Raw genomic sequence first — 19,867 nt, forward strand, 5'->3', positions numbered from 1 at the left:
CAACGCACAATCATGGCTGGCACTCTGAAACTCCTAAACTCGTTCTTATTTATTTTTGATATTTTTGATCGATATTGTCAGAAATTACTTTCACAGCATCATTTGCAGATTCTTTTGGTGTTTTATTACCAGAAGCCGCGTCAAACATTAAGTTCTCGGCACCTGTCCAAACTTCAGCCATTTCTGGAATGTTTGGCATTGGTTGTGCATTCGCGTATTGTGCAATAACAGCTGTTGATAGCTCATCTTTCTTAGCCGCTGCAGCATCGCGTGATTCATGATTTGCTGGCACTTCATTCGTCATTTCGTATAACGTATTTTGGTTGTCCGTATTCGTTAAATAATCCACCCATTTTTGAGCGATTTCTTTGTTTTTAGAGTAGTTTGAGATAACCCAACCTTTACCACCCGCGAATGGAGAGTATGGTTTGCTGTTATCAAGTGTTGGAATTTCTGCCACACCATAGTTTAAGTTTGCTTCTTTATAGCTTGCTGCTGACCAAGGTCCACCGATGATTGCGCCTGCTTTACCTTTTACAAATTGATCTTGGATAAAGTCATCTGCACTCTTATTGTCTTGCATTCCTTTTGGCCAGTAAGTTTCGAACCATTTCGTAGCATATGTGATTCCTTCGATAGAGCCTTCATTGTTCAGTCCGATATCTTTTGGATTCGTACCATTATCGCCAAATACATAACCACCATAACCAGCTAGTAGGCCGTATGAGAAGTAGAAATCCGTCCATTTAGCAAGGAAAGCAGTTGATTTCCCTTTTTCAGTTGCAAAATTAAAACGTGGATCTTTTGTTAAAGCTTCTAATTCTTTGAAAGTTGTTGGTGCTTTGTCTAGTAAATCTTTATTGTAATACAGCACAAGCGTTTCAATAATTGCTGGTGCGCCGTAAATTTTATCGTCAATCGTCACTTGCTTCACGTCATTATCGTCTAATTGATCTTTGTTTCCTAGTTTCACTTCCGCTAAATGTCCTTGTTGTCCAAGGCTACCGATTCTGTCGTAAGCTGACATCATCACATCTGGCGCTGTACCCGCTGGACCGTCTAATGGCAAAGCTTCTAGGGTTTCAAACATATCTTTTTTAACTACTTTGATTGTTACATCATTATCTTTTTCGAATTTAGATTTAATTTTGTCGATATATTTTGCATAGCCTTCATCCACGGAAACCGTCAACGTTTTTTTTGCTATCGCTATCTGATGCACTGTCTTTAGATGAACTTCCGCTACCACATGCTGCTAAACTTGTTACAATTACCAAAACCATTGCTAATAAGCTAAACTTTTTGAATGAACTCATTACCTTTTTTCCTCCTCTTTGAAAAATTCCTGCGCATCCCCTTAAAATTGTGTTTTGCGCTCTCCTTTTCCACACCCTAATTTTTATTCTTGGTAAAGCATTGTGAAACAGGTTAACCTCTGACGCTATTATAGGCTGATAACGAAAACGTTTTCAAGACATATTTTCGTGTTACCGATAACAGGATTATTGATACAAGATTAACTTTCTAAAATAGTAAATGATTTCGCTGCAACCTCAATGTTCTTCACTACACCCTTTGTCCAAGCATTCCAAGCTTCGTTTGCGATTTCCAAATCTGCTTTTTGAATCGTTTTAGAGATGCTATCTTGATTGAAAATAAACGTCAAGCGCTTGTTATCAAATGTTCTAGAAAAAGCAACCAATCGATTTTCATCATCAACAATATGCCAAACCAAGTCGCCATACGTCAGCGTTTTCTGATTCGTTTTACGGAACGCTATTAATTTTTTCATGAAAGTTAGCATCTCTTTATCTTGCTTCGTTTCGTCCCATTCCATACATTTGCGGCATAGTGGGTCGTCTGCACCATCCATGCCAATCTCCGTACCATAGTAAATACATGGAGAGCCTGTGTGGGCAAACATAAAAGCAAGCGCTAATTTGGCCTTCTCTTTATCCCCTTCACAACGAGTCAATAAGCGCGCTGTATCATGGGAATCGAGCATATTAAACATGACATGATTCACCTGTTCTTGATAGCGCATCAACTGCTCACTAATGCCTGAAACCATCTTCGTTGGCTTAATTCGCTCCTCCACAAAATTCTCAATAATCGTTTGCGTAAATGGATAGTTCATCACAGAATCGAACTCATCGCCAAGCAACCACAACCATGAGTCATGCCAAATTTCACCGAGAATGTAAATATCCTCTTTCTCTGCACGTACCGCTTGATTAAATTGCTTCCAAAACGCGTGATCGACTTCATTCGCAACGTCCAGACGCCAACCATCAATATCAAATTCTCGAACCCAATAAGTCGCTATCTCCAATAAATACTTTTGAACCTCCGGATTCGCCGTATTTAATTTTGGCATATGCATCGTGTAAGCAAATGTATCAAAAGAAAGTGTATTCTTCCCTTCAATATTGCCATTCTCACCTGGTGTCACTGGAAATGAACGAATGTGGAACCAGTCAACAAATTTCAATTTCTCGCCATTTTTCAATACGTCTTGCCATTCCGGAGACTTGTCCCCAATATGATTGAAAACCGCATCCAACATGATTTTAATACCACGCTCATGGGCTTCTTTCACCAGTTTACGGAACGTCTCTTTATCCCCAAAATGCGGATCGATTTCAAAATAATTCAGCGTATCATACTTATGATTCGTAGACGCCTCAAATACTGGCGTCAAATAGATGCCATTGATTCCAAGCTCCGCCAAATAATCCAAGTGCCCGATAATTCCAGCAATATCCCCGCCAAAAAAATCATCACGTCCAGGATCTTTACTTCCCCAAGGTAACACATTTGCTGGTGAAAGTTCTGGATTCCCATTATCAAATCTCTCTGGGAAAATCTGATACCAAATCGTTTCTTTCACCCATTCAGGCGCCTTAAAAACCTCTGTCTCATGCAAAAACGGAAATTTAAAATAATAATCCATAATCGCACGGTTTTCAGGCGTATCGTCGTAGAAACCACGTCCTCCGTAGAAAACAGTTTCCTCAGTCGCATCCGTTAATACAAAAGCATATTGTAACCTCCGCTGCTCTGGTTTTATAGCGACAAACCAGTAATCATGCTCTTCCGTCGTAGCAATCTTCCGGAGTACGGTTTCCTTAGACGCCCATCCACCCTCTGTTTGTAAATAAGGATCCGCGGCGATTAGCACCACCGCTTGAATATCATCTCGCTTACTCCGAATCTTGATATGTAACGTTTGTGAATCATAGCCATACGCATAGGAACTGAAAGGCTGATGATAAATTGCTGCTTTTTCCATAACAAAAAAACCCCCTTTTAATATCTACCTCCAAGTTAGCACGCTTTGAAAACACTTACAATCAATTTTCGCTTGTTATCGGTAACAGAATGAAAAACCAAATAATCCCGTTAGCCCTGGAAAACTCCAAGAGCCCAATCGTGAAATAGAATCCGGAAGTACTACTCCCTCCCAATCACCGTCGATCCTCTAATAATCAACTCCGGCGGGAATAAGATGGAACCTTGCTTCGCGCCTCCCTCATTGATTTTTTTCAACAATAATTGAGCGCACGTTTCCCCCATCTCAATGACTGGCGAGCGAACCGTCGTTATTTTTGGTGAAGAAATACGATCTAAGAATACGCCGTCAAATCCAGTCACTGCAATATCTTCTCCAAACCTCTTATGAAGAGACATCGCTGCTCTCACAACACCAACTGCCATGCGATCTGATGCACAAATAACCGCTATCGGTTCCTTTACCTTACTCAAAATATCCAGTGCTTTCTTTTCCGCAATGCGTGAACTATTTTTCATAAAATGACTCTCTTCTATCAAATCATGCTCCTTCACTACCTCCGAATACCCCGTAAGCCTAGAACGCATGAACTCTTCCTCCAACAAATTAATGCCAAAAAAAAATAATATTACGAAATCCAATATCATAGACATGCCTCGTCGCGAGCTCTGCACCTAATCGATTATCCACATCAATCGCATCCACATCGCGCCTATTTTCACCATACACAATCACCGGCTTTTCTAAACCGGCCATGACTTTCTCAATTTCACGATCACGCATCCCTGTCACAATGAGCCCATCGTAAGGCCCAATATTTTTTGACTTTTGCGTCACCAATTGTAGTGAATAAGAATGCTTATCCAACTCTCGACTTATTCCTGTAAGTAAATTCATGTAGTAAGGCTCCACCGTATCAATTTCCTCTAAAATTAAGAATTTAACAACTTGTGTTCGATTTTGCACAAGTGCTCTAGCTGCGTAATTTGGAACATATTCCAGTTCTTCCATCGCCGTGTATACTAATTGTTTCAGCTCATCAGAAACTTGGTCTGGATGATTAATCACACGCGATACAGTCATCTTAGAAACATTTGCTTTTTTCGCAACATCAGCTAATGTAGCCATCCGTATCCTCCCTTACTACTTCTTCTCCACTCAATTGTAGCAGTTTTTTTTGTAAAAGGGTAGTGTTTTAATTTCCGATAATTTCGCTCAAAATGCAATTTTCCTCACAAAAAAAAGCATATCCCTATAGGAAAAATGCTTTGGATGTATGTATTTTATCTCTTTGGTACCGTTATAACTTTTTTTACAGCGCGATGTTCTTTTCCAGTTTGAATCATTCTACCGAGTAATTTGATCCCGACTACAAGCCAACCACAAACCGTACCCGTTAAAATTGCAATTAGCCCCACAACTAGAAAATCAACAACAGGAAAAACAGGGTCACTAATAGCAGCAATACCAAGAATAAAAACAACAATCATCGGAATAACAAAATACCGTATCTCATGATCCCCCACATCAAACGCTCCTTTGCACACATAATTCTATAACTAGACTTTTATACCTAAATCTTAGTTCCAGTATACTCTCAAAAACCTCTTTTTTCAACATGTACAACGATTACATTTAAAGACTTATAATAAAATCCAGTCATTTTTAATCCATTGGTACCACTCACTTCCATCGAAATCAACTGGCTTCTTTACAGAAAAGAAATATTTGTCTACAAATTGTAATAATTATTATAGCCTCAAAATTGGTCTATTTGCACATTTTTCACTTGAAAATACTCCTCTAAAAGTGACGTTACGAATTTTGATGTTTTATTTTTATCATCGTTTAGCGGGTTTATCCCAACAAAAGTCATAGCATCAACTTTATCACTAAGCGCCAAGTTCTTCATAAAATAACGAATTTCTCGCCAATAAATTCCTCCCTGTGAGATAAAGTCAGTCCCAGGCGTGAATTCTGGGTCAATAGCATCCACATCTAAGACTAAGTGAACATTACCATTTTTCTTAGCAAGCCACTGGACAATTTCATCTGTCATCATTGCAAAACCTATCCTATCTATCTTTGTCATATCATAGTGAAGAATTTTTTCTTCTTCAATCAACCGCAGTTCATCATAGTCCATTCGCCTTGTACCAACAATACACACATTATCCCCTGGCACAAAGCGTTGGTTCATAATTGTACCTAGTTCTTTAGGTCCCCTCCCAATAACCGTCGCCATCACATTATGACATAAATTATCTTGCTTTAACTCCCGTCCCATGTCAGCGTGCGCATTCACCCAGATAATAGTCTGCTCTGCCCCATCATCTCCCATACCAGCGATTGAGCTCAGCGATATCAGTTGATCTCCACCAAACACAATCGGCATACCTTCCTCTGCTTTCATATCCGCGACAATTTCTCTCAGTTCTTTCGCTTTGTATGTAATCGCTTTCAAATCCTTTGATTTTAAAATGGCTTCCTGCTCCATATCAGTAAAGAAAGCCATATTATGATAATCTACAACTTCATCTACTAGCTTTTCTAACATACCTATAACACCTGTATACCTAATCGCATATGGTGCCAAGGCCACTCCCTGTCGTTCCTCATGAAACATCCAAGGTACACCTAATATCCCGATTTTCTCCATCTCATTCACCTACTCCTGTATATATTACCCTATATTCTATCATAAGTAACTTCCTTTTCAAAAATATAAATTTTTTTCATTTTTAGCTAAATGTGTATTTTAGCAACATTTTATGTTATGAAAAGTGGTTTTTCTTCTTAGAGGAAAAAGCGATTTTATCTTAAAAAATCGCTTCAAATTGCTTTTTTACTGTTTTTACACTTGCCAATTTATTTGTTAGGATGGTGTTAATCCTCCTGTACAAACTTTCTGTATAGTTGTGAATTGTAAGAATAGGCAAAGAGATGACACGCTCCCCCCTTTTATCCCTAGGAGTTCCCCCAGAATTTTATAGGTTTAACCGTGGCATCTCTTTGCTCTTTCTATTCTTTTAAATGATATGGATACGTTGCTACAACAACATCCTTTTTAAATAATAGTTTCGCTCGAATCAATAAGCTTGTCTGATTGTGGAGTATGTTTTGCCATCCTTTTTTAGGAATAAACTGTGGTATCAATACCGTTAATGAATAATTATCCTGATCCGCTTTTTGCTGTGCTGTGTCAATAAATTTCATCAGAGGCTCTGTAATTGAACGATACGTGGAATACAAGTCTGCAATACGGACTTCTGGATGTATCCTATTCCACCTCTCCACAAATTCTTTTCCTTCTTGTTTGTCCAGAGAAACGTGAACCGCAATAACCGTGTCACCGATTGATTTTGCATAGCGAAGCGCTCCTTCGACTACTTTTGTTGTATCGGATACGCAAATGATAACAGCATTTCCTTCAAACGCAGGTAGGTCCATCTGCTCGTCAATCCTTAGCTGTGGCGCTAATTTCGCATAATGACTGCGCGTTCGATGGAAAACATAGATCATTGCTGGCATAAATATAAACACAGGCCATACTTCACTTATTCTCGTGATGAAAAGAACCATGAGTACAGTAAAGGAAATGAGTGCGCCTAAAAGGTTAGCAGATAGCTTTTTCATATAACCTTCTGGCTTTTCTTTCACCCATTTAATAATCATACCCGTTTGAGACAAAGTAAAAGGAATGAAAACGCCGACTGAGTATAGCGGTATAAGTGATTCCGTCTTTCCTTGGAACAAAATGATAAGTAGTATGGAACCTAATGCCAGTGTAATGATGCCATTAGAGTAACCCAGTCGGTCCCCTTTATCTAAATACATTCGTGGCATGTATTTATCCTTCGAAAGATTGAAAGCAAGCATTGGAAACGCTGAAAATCCTGTGTTTGCAGCTAATACTAAAATAAGTGCAGTTGTTGCTTGAATAAAATAATAAAAGAAATTTCGGCCAAATATATTTTCAGCAATTTGTGATAGTACTGTCGATTTTAATTCAGGGACTACACCATAGAAGTAAGCCAGTAATGTGACTCCAACAAAAAAAGAACCCAAGAATAGAAGCCATCATAATTAAAGTTCTAGACGCATTCTTCGCTTTCGGGTCTTTAAATAAAGGAACTGCATTAGAAATCGCTTCTATACCCGTCAGTGATGCTGACCCCGAAGCAAAAGCTCTTAATAACAAAATGAGTGTTACACCTGAAACATGTGTCCCAACAGAAGCTGTCTCATGCGAAACGTCCTGTCCTAGCGCGAGCTTAACCAAACCTGTGATTATCATAACAATCATGGAAAATACGAAAAGATAAACTGGAATCGCTAAAATAGTTGCGGATTCTGTTACACCACGTAAATTAATGATGGTAACGATGATAACCAGTATAATCGCTAATGGCACAGTGAACTGATACAAAGAAGGGATGGCAGCAATGATGGCATCTGTTCCCGAAGATACACTTACTGCAACAGTCAACATGTAATCAACTAATAGGGAACCACCTGCAATCAACCCCGCATTCTTCCCAATATTTTCTCTTGAGACAACATATGCCCCGCCACCCTGTGGATAAGCATAGATAATTTGACGATATGATAGACTTAATGCAAACAAAAGTACCAATACGCATAGCGCAATAGGTAGCGAATACCACATTGCCGTGGCCCCTACCGTTATCAACACAAGTAATATCTGCTCTGTCCCATAAGCTACAGAGGATAAAGCGTCTGATGATAATACAGCTAAAGCCTTTAGTTTCCCAAGTTTTTGATCTCCGGCCTCTGACGATTTAAGCGGCCTTCCAATCAGCATTCTTTTTAATGGAGATGCCATTTTGCTCCCTGCCTTTTTAACGAAATTTTTCTTCTAAAAATTGTATACGTCACATTATAACACAGCTATTTTAAATTGAAATAGCTTTTTATTTGAAACTGGATATCCGCGTTTATTTAGATGAAATTTAGCTTCATGCCTTGTATCGAAATCACTTGTCTGAATAAATTTTAAAAAGTAATGTATCTCCCTATTCCCTTCTTACTCTAAGATTGAAACCTATTTTTTATTTTTCAGAATAAAAAGACTTTAATTTAAGTATTTACAAACCACCCATTCTCTTTATATAATAGTTTTCGGCTGGTAAATTTGCTAGCCACACGGCCCGTTGGTCAAGCGGTTAAGACACTGCCCTTTCACGGCGGTAACACGGGTTCGAATCCCGTACGGGTCACTTTTTAAAGTTTTTATAGCAAAACACTGGTCAAAACAGAAATTATGTTATATTATGAAATAGTATCATCTATGGGGGCTTAGCTCAGCTGGGAGAGCATCTGCCTTACAAGCAGAGGGTCAGCGGTTCGATCCCGTTAGCCCCCACCATTCATCTGTAATTGTTACTAGGAAACTGTTCTCTTGGGCGGTTAAACAGTTTTTCTGTTTTGCCAACTTAGCTCAATCTGGTAGAGCAACTGAATCGTAATCAGTAGGTTGCGGGTTCAATTCCTGCAGTTGGCATTGATGATTTTGAAATTTTATATGGAGGGGTAGCGAAGTGGCTAAACGCGGCGGACTGTAAATCCGCTCCTTCGGGTTCGGCAGTTCGAATCTGCCCCCTCCACCATTTTATTGGGCTATAGCCAAGCGGTAAGGCAACGGATTTTGATTCCGTCATGCGCCGGTTCGAATCCAGCTAGCCCAGCCATTTTTAGAGCCGTTAGCTCAGTTGGTAGAGCATCTGACTTTTAATCAGAGGGTCGATGGTTCGAGCCCATCACGGCTCATCAAGTAAAAAAAAGGTATAAGAATTTAAATTCTTATACCTTTTTTGTGTTTAGCTGAATAGGATACTGATTATGATAATAATACCTATAATTGCAACTATCGATAACCATGCTATTGGCCTTGCCATATTAATTGTCCAACCGACTCCGAAATGCTTTTCCACAAAGAGAGCTGGGTCTTTATGGTTGAAGTAGAACACGCCCAACTTCCAATTAGCATCGTCATCGCGAACAGGTCTTGGTTTATCTTTTTCTCCATTTTCCGCTAATTTCAATCTGCTGCCACCTTGACCTACCCGCACCATTAGAAATATCAGCCCACCGAAAATAATGACGATCATCGCGATTACCATGAGCATGATAACGGTTTGCGAAATAGCAAAAATAAGCGATAGTTGAATGGCCATAAACAATAGAATAAGTAACAAACACATAACAAAATTAAATTTACTATAGATAAGCCTAAATAATACGCTTCTTCGCATAGAGTCGGTTGGATTATCATTATCAATGACTTGTTTGCTACGCGACATCATGTAATTAATAAATATAAACAGCCCTAACATGCATAATTGCATCATCGGCATCATCATTACTGTACGGTAGCTTTTAGCAACCATTCTCGTTACTTCATTATCAACATTATATTGCATTGGAATTTGGCTGGGTATTTGTTGATAATAAATAACGGTCAACCCTAGTGTGATAAAAATCAGAACGAGCGGAATTAGATACCAAACGTAAGAAATCGTTAGCTTTTGACGGTGAAATGTTGTATCTACCATTACTATGTCCACCTTATTTTCGCTCATTTGCAGATTCTCGTGTTTCCAAACCAAAGATGCTTTGTAAAATCGGATGTATATGAGAAACGAAATAATGAGAATCGCAAAAATCGCGATAATGAATATTGCTGCCTGTCCATTTTCAGTGGATGTCATGGCTAAAAATACGGTAGCAATGGCCGTTACTATAATGCCAATCACGATATTCCATTGTAAAAACTGTCTCTTCATTTTACGTAGTACTGGGTCACTTGCTGCTTTTTCGCCTACCATTACACCAAAGCTCTCGCCGCGACGTATGACATATGGTGTCACTGCTTGCAATGCAATAACCACCAGCATCATCGCGATAAAAAATAACATCTCCATTACTGCTCCTCCTCGGGTTCAATTTCTTCATAGATAGTCGCGCAGATTGCTTCCCACTCCGTTTTGGAAACAGATCGGGAAATCGACTCTGCAATGAGCGGTCTTACTTTTCTTCTTAATTTTTCGTAAAAGGCTTCCGTTGCTTTTTCCACTCCATCTGGATGAATCACGACTCCTTTTTGGCGGTGAATTAAAATATAGCCTTCTTGCTTCAATAGTTGGTATGCTTTATTTACTGTATGAAAATTTATGCCGATATCGCTTGCCAGACTACGCACGGACGGCAAATCATCGCCAGGCTTTAGCTCTTTCTTAGCAATACCTTCGATAATTTGGTGCATAATTTGTGTATAAATTGGTTCCTCAGCCTGCAAATCTATTTGGAGTAGCATCTACGCACCTTCTCTCTACAACTGTTATATATATAGTATAACAACTATACAAAATAAGTCAAGTTATAGATTAGAGTGGTTTTTTCAGTGTGATAATGGTACTATTAATGATAGTCTACATATGGAAAACGCTGGGCTCAGTAATGTTATTTACTTACAAACCCAGTATAGAAAGGGGATCTATCATGAAAATGTCACGCTTTAAAGAGTCCAAATTATTTTTTTGGACATTAGAAATTCTAGCGTTAGTAGCCATCTTATTTGTGCTTAATAAGATGAGTTTTATTTTCGCGCCCATCGGAACAATTGTTTCTACGCTATTCCTTCCAATTATGATTGCCGGTTTTTTATTTTACTTATTCAACCCAATCGTTCTATTTTTGGAAAAAAGGAAGGTTCCGCGGTTAGTTAGTGTTTTAAGTATTTTTGTTGCTTTTATTGTTATTTTGGTATTGGCAGTCGTACAACTCGGACCAATCTTAGCGGATCAAGTGGCTTCTCTCGTGAAAGCTGCGCCACAATATTGGGAACAATTCCAACATTGGTGGGATAATTTAGTTAAGAATAGTAACATTAAAAATATCGATATCAAAGCGGAGATGGAGAAACTAAACATCTCGATTCCAAAAATTTTAAATACTGTTGTTGGTAGTTTAACTGGAAGCTTGGGCTTAATTTTTGGTTTTATCTCCAGTTTCGTGATGATTCTTGTGACTGTGCCATTTATCTTGTTCTACATGTTTAAGGATGGGCATAAATTCCTTGATTCCACTGAAAAATTTTCCCGCAAGGTATTCGTACAGAGGCTCGCGAAATTATCAAGGCGATGAATAAAACCATCTCCACGTATATTTCAAGCCAAGCGATCGACTGTATGTTTGTTGGTATTTTTACGATGATTGGGTATTTCATTATCGGCGAGCCGTATGCTTTATTGTTTGGTTTAATCGCTGGTGTGACGAATATTATTCCTTACTTGGGACCATTTATTGGAGCGGCTCCAGCTGTTATCGTTGCCCTATTTGATTCACCATTGCAAGCTGTTCTCGTTATTGTTGTTGTAACGATTGTGCAACAAATCGACTCGAACTTGCTATCCCCTTACATCATGGGTAAATCTCTCGCAATCCACCCACTAACGATTATTATTATCTTGATTGTGGCTGGTAACTTGGCAGGAATTCTAGGTATGATTTTGGGTGTACCAACCTACGCTCTTGCAAAAACACTAATTGTTAACTTGGTACGACTCATAAAACTGCGACGCGAAGGAATCGAAGCAGAAAATAGCGAGAAACCTGTCGTGTAAGCAACATCTAAAAAGCGCTGAAATCCGAGTTTTTATAAACTCCTGATTTCAGCGCTTTTCTCATTTAAAAAATAACAATAAATGTCAACACTTCTTCTTTCCATTCGACTGTGAAGCTCGCTCCTAGCTTTTTCGCCAGTAAGTCGATAATCGCTAGACCTAGACCCGTGTTATTGCCACTACGGACACGATCACCTGTGTAGAACCGCTCAATCAAGCGTGGAACGTCTGCTTCTGTTAGTTCGCTCGCTTGATTGGCAAATGACAGAACTGCCTTGCTATTTTGCGTCATCAGCGTTATTCGCATGGGTCCCTCGCCGTGCTTCAACATATTCGAGATGAAGTTATCCACCATTCGTTGTAATGCTTTGCGATCTGCATTCACACGTATATCAGAGGCAATCGACAATTCTGGCGTGATACCTTTTTTCGAAAAGTCTTCATAATAGGAGGCAGCTGCTTCTGTTATGAAATCGGATAGGTTCACCGATTCTAGTTGCAATTTCCCTTCATCACTTGATAACTTGGATAACACGAAGAAGTTTTCGACAAGTTCGGTTAAGGTTTGGATTTTATTTTTGATGATGAGGCTGTATTTCTCGCGTTCTTCTGGTGTGAGTGTGTCGCGGTCCATGAGTTGTAAATAGCCGGATAAAGAGGTTAGCGGTGTTCTTAGATCATGGGAGACGTTTTCGATTGTCTCGCGTAATTCCTTATTTAACGTCTGAAATCGGCGCTCTGTTTTTGACTTTGCTTCCAATAATTCGTTGACATGAAGGAGCAGTTGCTTGATTTCTGGTGCGGCGATATCCATGGTTAGTTGCTCGTTGGATCCTCGTCTTGTCGCGATATCTTTTATTTTTGCCGATGTGGCTCGTAGTTGTTTTTTGATTAGAAATATCCAGCCGAGTAAGACTACGATTACGGCGCCTAAGAGGTAAACCATGCTATCCGCTCCTTCCTTCGTCTCTATTCTATCATATTACTTGATTTCTTTAAATCGGAACAACATCCAGCCGAGCATCGTGAAGACTGCCATGTACGCCAAACCGGTTAAAATATTTGTCGTGATTGCATGCTGGCTTAGGGCTGACAGATCGGACATCGCGCTGATTTTACTGAATAAGAACATGTCTTTGATGATTGTCCATTTTGGTAGGAAAACGTTGACTAAGTTCTTAATAATCGGTTCGATGAATAAAAATGCTAGAATGTATGTCACGATGGCAATGCTTTCTTTCGGAATTAGGATGAAGAGGAAAAAGCCAATCGTGATTAGGGCTAGGTATAATGGGAGTTGTGCTAACATGCCGAGTAGTATCGTCACAAAATCAACGTGCCCTACAAAAAGTTGTGATGAGATCGCGATGGATGCTGTATACACTAGTAGCATCAAGGTACCGACTGCCCAACCTGTTACAAGTTTTGAGAAGTAAAAGGTTGTACGTGAAACGCCGGATACGAGTACATTTTTCGCAACTCCAGCTGAGAATTCGATGCTCCATAAGTTCGAGAAAATCGAGATAAAAGCCATGGCTAGGACGATACTAAAGGATAGCATCAGCTGCGTCATTTGCGTCCCCGTCAGTGTTTGACTAAGTAATGCTTTGTCTTGCGCTGTGAGTGTTTCTCCGTCTTGTGTTAAGGATATCCAATCTACATTTAAAGCTAAATATATCAAGCCTGCGACTGCGACTGCAATCACCATCAACGTGACGAAAGGCATCCACATTTTTCCCTTTGTTAACCGATAACTATCCGCTCGAATCAATCCAATCATTTATCTTCCCCTCCAATTAAATCAATAAAGTATTCTTCCAAATTCGCCTCAACTACGCGAAGCTCGGTAATAATAATTCCCGCATCAAACATGACTTGGCTGACTTTCTCCGGTTGATCGATGTAGTCAAAAATCCGGATACTGCCGTCGCTATGGACCTCATATTGATGCAGTTCTAAGAAACTTTCTAAGTGCATGACTGCTGCTTCTTTGTTTACCGTTTTCAGCACAAGATAGCGCCTACTTTCCGACTCTAAATCTTCTTTTGAAAGTTCCTTCACGAGCCGGCCATTGTTAATAATACCGTAACGATTTGCGACCAGCGCCAACTCCGTCAAAATATGACTCGAAATAAAGACTGTCGTTCCGTATGTTTCATTCAATTTTAAGATAATGTTCCGAATCTCGATAATTCCCATCGGATCAAGCCCGTTAATCGGTTCATCTAAAATCAGGAAATCCGGATGATGTAAGATGGCAAGTGCGATGCCAAGCCGTTGCTTCATTCCCATCGAAAAATTACGATACTTTTTGCGTCCTGTATTTTCCAAACCGACAAATTCTAATACTTCATCAATACGCTTTTTATCGGGAATTCCTTTTTGTAGGATGTAGTAATTCAAATTCTGATACGCCGTTAAATTAGGATATAAAGATGGGCCTTCGATGACCGCTCCGATTCGCGTCCTAGCCTGTCGGATATCTTTCGGGTGACTCGAGCCAAACAGTGCAACGTCACCGCCGTTCGTATGCATTAAGTCCGTTACCAGACGAATAAACGTCGTCTTCCCAGCACCATTTTTACCAATAAAACCATAAATATCTCCCTTTTGAACCGTCATATTCACATGATCCACCGCATATTTGTCCCCAAATTTTTTTCGAAAGCGCAGCGGTCTCCAAAATCGTTTCTCTCATGTCGCTCAATCCCTTCTTTCTTTTCGATAGGTTAACTATAACAAGGAGGTCTCAAGTATGTGTGAAGGGGGGCTTAAGAAAGTATTAAGAATGAAAAGCGGAAAAGAGCCCGTTAGCCAAAAAAAGGCAGGCAGTCTCATTTCATTCTACTGCATATTGAGGCTGGATCTGGAGGCGCCGAGCATGACGATCACCAATCTTTAAAATCGTATGTTACTCCAAACCAAACGAAAAAAACCGAACGGTGTCTCCCGCTCAGTCTTGTTTCATATAGTCAGATGTATAGGAACTACAGTGAGTATATAAATCCATGCGTTACATCACGTTCAGCGCCTTCGGATCCAGCTTCACGGGCTAGCTCCTCGAAATTTTCGGGCCCTCCACAAAAACCAAGTACGGGTTTTTATTGCGGCCCCTAACAAATTTTTTTCGGAGCTGAACGAGCCCGTTCAGCTTTTCAATTTTTCATTTTAAATCCAATCCCCCAAATCGTCTCCACAAACTCGCGATCCGGCGCTACTTTCCCCAATTTTCCACGAATATTACTCATATGTACATTCACCGTATTCTCATCAATAAACTCCGTCTCGCCCCACACAGACGCAAAAATATTCTCTTTCGTGAAAACCTTGCTCGGATTACTAAGCAACAATTGCAAAATACCAAACTCACGAGCAGTTAAACGAATATCTACCCCATCAACCTGAGCACTATAACGATCCTCCGACAAAGATAAACCATTCCAAATTAACGCATCATCCTCATCGCCTGACACAGAACGCTCTTTTCTTAACTGAACCTCCACACGTGCCAATAACTCTTCAATATCAAACGGTTTTGTCATGTAATCGCTAGCTCCCAATTTCAACAAATCCACTTTATCCATCACCGTATTTTTAGCCGAAATCACGATAATCGCCGCGGTTTGCTTCGCTGTAATTTCCGCGACTAGTTCCTCACCAGTCATACCCGGCAACATCAAATCACACAGCAACAAGTCAAACGTCTCGCTGTTCCAATACAATTTTGCCTCTGTTCCCGAAAATGCTTGCGTCACGGTATAGCCTTCGCGCGTCAACACGTCTGAAATCAGATGGTTAATATCATTATCATCCTCTGCAATCAAAATTTTTCCTAAGCTCATGAACCCACCTCCTTCTTTTTAACCCATCTTCTCATAATTATCCCAAAATCGCAAAAAAAGATAGCAATCCAAGACCGCTATCTTTTCCTCACTTATAATTTCTCTTGTAAAAATTCGCTGATCAATTCATACGTTTCATCTGTTGCCGCAGAAGGTGTACTCATGAAACCGTGCGTTACCTTCTCCAAACGTTTTGCGTAAACTGGAACGCCAGCATCTTTTAATTTCTCTGCATAAGCCTCACCTTGATCACGCAATGGATCGTATTCAGCCGTCGCAACAAACGCTGCTGGTAAATTGGAAACATCTTTACTACGAATTGGCGCAATAAGTGGATCATATTTGCGATCACCAGCACCGGATAAGTAAAGTTTGAAATATTTATCTAATGATTCTTTCGTCAAAACATAGCCTTCCGCAAATTCATCCATGGACGGATAAAGTACCGAAGCATCTCTTGAGAAAATATCAACGGGCGGATATAGCAAAATTTGTTTGGAGATGTTCGGTGTTCCTTTTGACTTAGCTAATTGGGCAACAACTGCCGCGATGTTACCACCGGCGCTATCCCCTGCGACAACAATATCCTTCGACTTCGCACGTAAACTCGTTAAATGCTTCGAAACCCAAGCAACCGTCGCATACGCATCTTCAATCGCTGCTGGGAACGGATTTTCTGGTGCTAGGCGGTAATCAACCGAGATCACGCGATATCCTGTTGTTTGGACTAATTTGCGGGCAATACCATCTGTTGACTGCACGCTACCAGTTACAAAGCCACCACCGTGGAAATATACCATCAATGGGTACGGGCCGTCTGCTTCTGGTGAATAAATACGAAGGCTGATTTTGCCACCTGGGCCATCGATTTTCTTATTTTCAATTTCGCCGACTTCGATATCTTTTGCTGCTGGAAGTGCTTTTTCAGCTAGGCGGATGTACTTATAACGCGAATCTACATCCGATAGTGGTGCTGTCTTTTTCACATAATCTTGTGCTGCTTCTTCTAGATTGTCGAGAACCTTTGGATCGTACTCCCGTTTACCGACTGCCTTCTTGTAGATGAAGAAAATAGCAACTAGTGGTAACAATACGATACTGACTAAAACAATGCCAATCCATTTCAATGTCTGTTTCAATTACGCTCACTCCTCAAATATAATCTCAAGTAATTCACCTTATAAGTATAGCAGTTTTGAAAAATTTTAACCAATTTGTAGGCTAGGAAAACGCGCAAGTTGATGCGATTCCGCTTTTCATTCAATGGATATTTAAACATTTTTATGAATATTAATAAATAAAATAGTTGAAATATCATTCGTATGATGGTATTATTAGTTTTATCGAAATGTATATTTATTAATAAAAGGGGATGTAGAGATGACAAAAAGAAAAAAATCGTTCTTGCTTATTCTGGTGGTTTAGATACCTCCGTTGCGATTCAGTGGTTGGTTGAGGGAAATTATGACGTGATTGCCTGTTGTTTAGATGTTGGTGAAGGAAAAGACTTGGAATTTATTAAAGAAAAGGCCCTGACAGTCGGTGCATCTGCGTCGTACACGATTGATGCTCGGGAAGAATTTGCGGAAGAGTTTGCTTTAATCGCTCTGCAAGCCCATGCGTATTATGAAGGGAAATATCCACTGATTTCAGCGCTTTCTCGTCCATTAATTGCGAAGAAACTTGTGGAGGTTGCTAGACAAGAAGGTGCGGCAGCTATCGCTCACGGTTGTACAGGAAAAGGAAATGACCAAGTTCGTTTCGAAGTGGCGATTCATGCATTGGCGCCAGATTTGAAGGTCGTTGCTCCTGTTCGTGACTGGAAATGGTCGCGGGAAGAAGAAATCGAATATGCGCAAAAACATAATATTCCGGTTCCGATTGACCTCGATAATCCGTTTTCTATCGATCAGAACTTGTGGGGACGTTCGAATGAGTGTGGTGTTTTAGAGAATCCGTGGGTTGCTCCGCCTGAAGCGGCATACGACTTGACGGTAGCGCTAGAAGATACGCCAAATACACCGGAAATCATTGAAATCGAGTTTTTAGCAGGTGTTCCTGTTGCTTTGAATGGTGAATCGCTAAGCCTTGCTGTCCTGATTCAAAAATTAAACAAGATTGCTGGCGCGCATGGAGTCGGTCGGATTGATCATATTGAAAACCGTCTTGTCGGCATTAAATCACGGGAAGTTTACGAGTGCCCTGCCGCAGTTGCTTTAATTACGGCACATAAAGAGCTGGAAGATTTGACGTTTGTTCGTGAAGTCGCGCATTTCAAACCGGTGATTGAGCAAAAAATCAGCGAAGTCATCTATAATGCGCTTTGGTTCTCGCCGCTCACAAGTTCTCTCGTGGCTTTCTTGAAAGATACGCAAAAATATGTGAACGGTACAATCCGGATGAAACTTTTCAAAGGACACGCGATTGTGGAAGGTCGGAAATCACCGAATTCGCTGTATGATGAGAATTTGGCAACGTATACTTCGGCGGATACATTTGACCAAGACGCAGCGGTTGGATTCATCAAGCTTTGGGGCTTACCGACGAAAGTTAGCGCAGAAGTGAACGCAAAATTAAACGCGAAAACAGAGGTGTAAACAATGGAAAAATTATGGGGCGGTCGTTTTCAAGGAAAAAGTGAGGCGTGGATCGATGAATTCGGCGCCTCGATTTTCTTTGATGCAAAATTAGCAAAACAAGATATTGCGGGAAGCTTAGCGCACGTTGCGATGCTTGGGAAATGTGGTATTATTTCGGCGGATGAAGCGGCACAAATCATGGCTGGCCTTGAAGTTCTTGCTGGAAAATTGGCGGCGGGGGAACTCGAATTTAGCGTGGTGAATGAGGATATTCATCTTAATATTGAAAAACTGCTACATGAAGAGATTGGGCCTGTCGCTGGGAAACTACATACGGCGCGGAGTAGGAATGATCAGGTCGCGACCGATATGCATTTGTATTTGAAGGAAGCGGTGACGGAGATTATTGCTTCTTTGGCGCATTTGCGGACGGTGCTTGTGACGAAGGCGGAAGACCATGTCGAGACAATTATGCCTGGTTATACGCATTTGCAGCACGCGCAACCGATTTCTTTCGCGCATCATTTATTGGCTTATTACGGTATGTTTAGCCGTGATTTGGAGCGCTTGACGGAGAGCGTGAAGCGGATTGATATTTCCCCGCTAGGTTGCGCGGCGCTTGCTGGGACGACTTTTCCGATTGATCGGGCGTATAGTGCTGAACAGCTTGGTTTTAGCGCGATGTATGATAACAGTTTAGACGGTGTCAGTGATCGTGATTTTATTATCGAATTTTTGAGTAATAGCGCCCTTTTGATGACGCATTTATCGCGCTTTTGTGAGGAATTGATTTTGTGGACGAGCCATGAGTTCCAGTTTGTCGAGTTGATTGACGCGTTTGCAACGGGAAGCAGTATTATGCCTCAGAAAAAAAACCCCGATATGGCGGAGTTAATTCGTGGGAAAACGGGTCGTGTTTACGGTAACTTATTCGGCCTTCTGACGGTGCTAAAAGGCTTGCCGCTCGCGTATAACAAAGATCTTCAGGAAGACAAGGAAGGCATGTTTGACACGGTTCATACGGTGAAAACGAGCCTTGATATTTTCGCTGGAATGATCGAAACTATGAAAGTCAACACGTCTGTGATGGAGCAAGCGACACAAAAAGATTTCTCCAATGCGACCGAGCTTGCCGACTACCTTGCTAAAAAAGGCGTGCCATTCCGCGAAGCCCATGAAATCGTTGGGAAACTGGTTCTTGCTTGCACGCAAAAAGGGATTTATTTGCAAGATGTGGCGCTTGCGGATTATCAGGCGATTCAGCCCGTTATTGAGCAAGATATTTATGACGCGCTCGCCTCCTATACCGCCGTTGCGAAACGGAACTCATACGGAGGCACTGGTTTTGACCAGATCAGAGCCATGATTGAAAAAGCAAAAAAAAACACTATAAACTAGTCTAGGGCTGCCAATATTCCGAGCAGTCCTAGGTTATTTTTTTAGGAGCGAGTTCAGAAAATACAAATTTCGATAAAAATAAAGTATAATAACAAGGATTACAACTATTGA

Annotated in this window: 12 protein-coding genes, 6 tRNA genes and 4 pseudogenes; 9 read left to right on the forward strand and 13 right to left on the reverse strand. The window is 40.6% G+C overall.

The annotated features are described in order from the left end of the window. Positions 1 to 49: 49 nt before the first annotated feature. The 6 genes and pseudogenes from PCORN_RS02300 to PCORN_RS02325 form a co-directional block, all read right to left on the reverse strand. A pseudogene (locus PCORN_RS02300) lies at positions 50 to 1,316 on the reverse strand (extracellular solute-binding protein). A 200-nt stretch (positions 1,317 to 1,516) separates the two neighbouring features. Next, complete coding sequence (locus tag PCORN_RS02305) at positions 1,517 to 3,292, reverse strand: glycoside hydrolase family 13 protein (protein ID WP_036077196.1); 1,776 nt, start codon at positions 3,290 to 3,292, stop codon at positions 1,517 to 1,519. A 161-nt stretch (positions 3,293 to 3,453) separates the two neighbouring features. Next, positions 3,454 to 4,420: pseudogene (locus PCORN_RS02310) on the reverse strand (LacI family DNA-binding transcriptional regulator). Between the two features lie 155 nt (positions 4,421 to 4,575). Beyond that, positions 4,576 to 4,818, reverse strand: coding sequence for a hypothetical protein (locus PCORN_RS02315; RefSeq protein WP_051999184.1), 243 nt, complete (start codon positions 4,816 to 4,818; stop codon positions 4,576 to 4,578). 233 nt (positions 4,819 to 5,051) lie between these two features. After that, positions 5,052 to 5,951 (reverse strand): arginase family protein, encoded by a 900-nt coding sequence (locus tag PCORN_RS02320; protein WP_036077200.1) that lies wholly within the window; start codon positions 5,949 to 5,951, stop codon positions 5,052 to 5,054. Between the two features lie 362 nt (positions 5,952 to 6,313). Continuing rightward, positions 6,314 to 8,138, reverse strand: a pseudogene (locus PCORN_RS02325) (APC family permease). Positions 8,139 to 8,460: 322 nt separating this feature from the next. Here PCORN_RS02325 and PCORN_RS02330 point away from each other — a divergent pair. The 6 genes from PCORN_RS02330 to PCORN_RS02355 all read left to right on the forward strand — a co-directional run bounded on the left by PCORN_RS02330 (position 8,461) and on the right by PCORN_RS02355 (position 9,082). After that, positions 8,461 to 8,532: transfer RNA gene (locus PCORN_RS02330), tRNA-Glu, on the forward strand. 73 nt (positions 8,533 to 8,605) lie between these two features. Continuing rightward, a tRNA-Val gene (locus PCORN_RS02335) sits at positions 8,606 to 8,681 on the forward strand. Positions 8,682 to 8,742: 61 nt separating this feature from the next. Then, a tRNA-Thr gene (locus PCORN_RS02340) sits at positions 8,743 to 8,816 on the forward strand. A 23-nt stretch (positions 8,817 to 8,839) separates the two neighbouring features. Beyond that, a tRNA-Tyr gene (locus PCORN_RS02345) sits at positions 8,840 to 8,922 on the forward strand. Between the two features lie 6 nt (positions 8,923 to 8,928). After that, positions 8,929 to 9,003: transfer RNA gene (locus PCORN_RS02350), tRNA-Gln, on the forward strand. A gap of 6 nt (positions 9,004 to 9,009) precedes the next feature. Continuing rightward, a tRNA-Lys gene (locus PCORN_RS02355) sits at positions 9,010 to 9,082 on the forward strand. Positions 9,083 to 9,132: 50 nt separating this feature from the next. On the opposite strand, the gene PCORN_RS02360 is transcribed toward PCORN_RS02355, so the two are convergent. Together PCORN_RS02360 and PCORN_RS02365 are read right to left on the reverse strand one after the other, a co-directional pair. Next, positions 9,133 to 10,236, reverse strand: coding sequence for a DUF1648 domain-containing protein (locus tag PCORN_RS02360; RefSeq protein WP_036077202.1), 1,104 nt, complete (start codon positions 10,234 to 10,236; stop codon positions 9,133 to 9,135). Then, positions 10,236 to 10,628 carry a GntR family transcriptional regulator gene (locus tag PCORN_RS02365; RefSeq protein ID WP_036077204.1) on the reverse strand — a complete coding sequence of 131 codons (393 nt, stop codon included), beginning with the start codon at positions 10,626 to 10,628 and terminating at the stop codon, positions 10,236 to 10,238. Before PCORN_RS02365 ends, PCORN_RS02360 begins: the two co-directional genes overlap by 1 nt. 185 nt (positions 10,629 to 10,813) lie before the next feature. Here PCORN_RS02365 and PCORN_RS02370 point away from each other — a divergent pair. After that, a pseudogene (locus PCORN_RS02370) lies at positions 10,814 to 11,937 on the forward strand (AI-2E family transporter). Between the two features lie 64 nt (positions 11,938 to 12,001). Here PCORN_RS02370 and PCORN_RS02375 read toward each other — a convergent pair. The 5 genes from PCORN_RS02375 to PCORN_RS02395 all read right to left on the reverse strand — a co-directional run bounded on the left by PCORN_RS02375 (position 12,002) and on the right by PCORN_RS02395 (position 16,918). After that, a complete protein-coding gene (locus tag PCORN_RS02375; protein ID WP_036077205.1) occupies positions 12,002 to 12,883 on the reverse strand; it encodes a sensor histidine kinase in 882 nt (293 codons plus the stop codon). Between the two features lie 36 nt (positions 12,884 to 12,919). After that, the gene (locus PCORN_RS02380; protein ID WP_036077206.1) at positions 12,920 to 13,717 is read right to left on the reverse strand and encodes an ABC transporter permease; all 798 of its coding nucleotides are present in this window, start codon (positions 13,715 to 13,717) and stop codon (positions 12,920 to 12,922) included. Continuing rightward, on the reverse strand, positions 13,714 to 14,574 hold the full coding sequence (locus PCORN_RS02385) for an ATP-binding cassette domain-containing protein (RefSeq protein WP_241433046.1): 861 nt from the start codon (positions 14,572 to 14,574) through the stop codon (positions 13,714 to 13,716). Before PCORN_RS02385 ends, PCORN_RS02380 begins: the two co-directional genes overlap by 4 nt. A gap of 518 nt (positions 14,575 to 15,092) precedes the next feature. After that, entirely contained in the window at positions 15,093 to 15,779 is a 687-nt protein-coding gene (locus PCORN_RS02390) for a response regulator transcription factor (protein ID WP_036077207.1), read from the reverse strand. A 92-nt stretch (positions 15,780 to 15,871) separates the two neighbouring features. Continuing rightward, positions 15,872 to 16,918 (reverse strand): alpha/beta hydrolase, encoded by a 1,047-nt coding sequence (locus PCORN_RS02395; RefSeq protein WP_036077208.1) that lies wholly within the window; start codon positions 16,916 to 16,918, stop codon positions 15,872 to 15,874. A 183-nt stretch (positions 16,919 to 17,101) separates the two neighbouring features. Here PCORN_RS02395 and PCORN_RS02400 point away from each other — a divergent pair, with 183 nt between their 5' ends. Next, positions 17,102 to 18,376: an argininosuccinate synthase gene (locus PCORN_RS02400; RefSeq protein WP_277620144.1), complete on the forward strand. Its 1,275-nt coding sequence runs from the start codon at positions 17,102 to 17,104 to the stop codon at positions 18,374 to 18,376. Between the two features lie 3 nt (positions 18,377 to 18,379). Then, positions 18,380 to 19,756, forward strand: coding sequence for an argininosuccinate lyase (gene argH, locus PCORN_RS02405; protein WP_036077209.1), 1,377 nt, complete (start codon positions 18,380 to 18,382; stop codon positions 19,754 to 19,756). Positions 19,757 to 19,867: the final 111 nt, after the last annotated feature.

It is taken from the genome of Listeria cornellensis FSL F6-0969 (genome assembly GCF_000525855.1).
GTDB classification, from domain to species: domain Bacteria; phylum Bacillota; class Bacilli; order Lactobacillales; family Listeriaceae; genus Listeria_A; species Listeria_A cornellensis.

Excerpts from the sequence above, each read along its gene's own strand:
- PCORN_RS02375 (WP_036077205.1), bottom strand. The coding sequence starts at position 12,883 with ATGGTTTACCTCTTAGGCGCCGTAATCGTAGTCTTACTCGGCTGGATA.
- PCORN_RS02380 (WP_036077206.1), bottom strand. The coding sequence starts at position 13,717 with ATGATTGGATTGATTCGAGCGGATAGTTATCGGTTAACAAAGGGAAAA.
- PCORN_RS02360 (WP_036077202.1), bottom strand. The coding sequence starts at position 10,236 with ATGGAGATGTTATTTTTTATCGCGATGATGCTGGTGGTTATTGCATTG.
- PCORN_RS02400 (WP_277620144.1), top strand. The coding sequence starts at position 17,102 with ATGATGGTATTATTAGTTTTATCGAAATGTATATTTATTAATAAAAGG.
- PCORN_RS02365 (WP_036077204.1), bottom strand. The coding sequence starts at position 10,628 with ATGCTACTCCAAATAGATTTGCAGGCTGAGGAACCAATTTATACACAA.
- PCORN_RS02320 (WP_036077200.1), bottom strand. The coding sequence starts at position 5,951 with ATGGAGAAAATCGGGATATTAGGTGTACCTTGGATGTTTCATGAGGAA.
- PCORN_RS02305 (WP_036077196.1), bottom strand. The coding sequence starts at position 3,292 with ATGGAAAAAGCAGCAATTTATCATCAGCCTTTCAGTTCCTATGCGTAT.
- argH (WP_036077209.1), top strand. The coding sequence starts at position 18,380 with ATGGAAAAATTATGGGGCGGTCGTTTTCAAGGAAAAAGTGAGGCGTGG.
- PCORN_RS02390 (WP_036077207.1), bottom strand. The coding sequence starts at position 15,779 with ATGAGCTTAGGAAAAATTTTGATTGCAGAGGATGATAATGATATTAAC.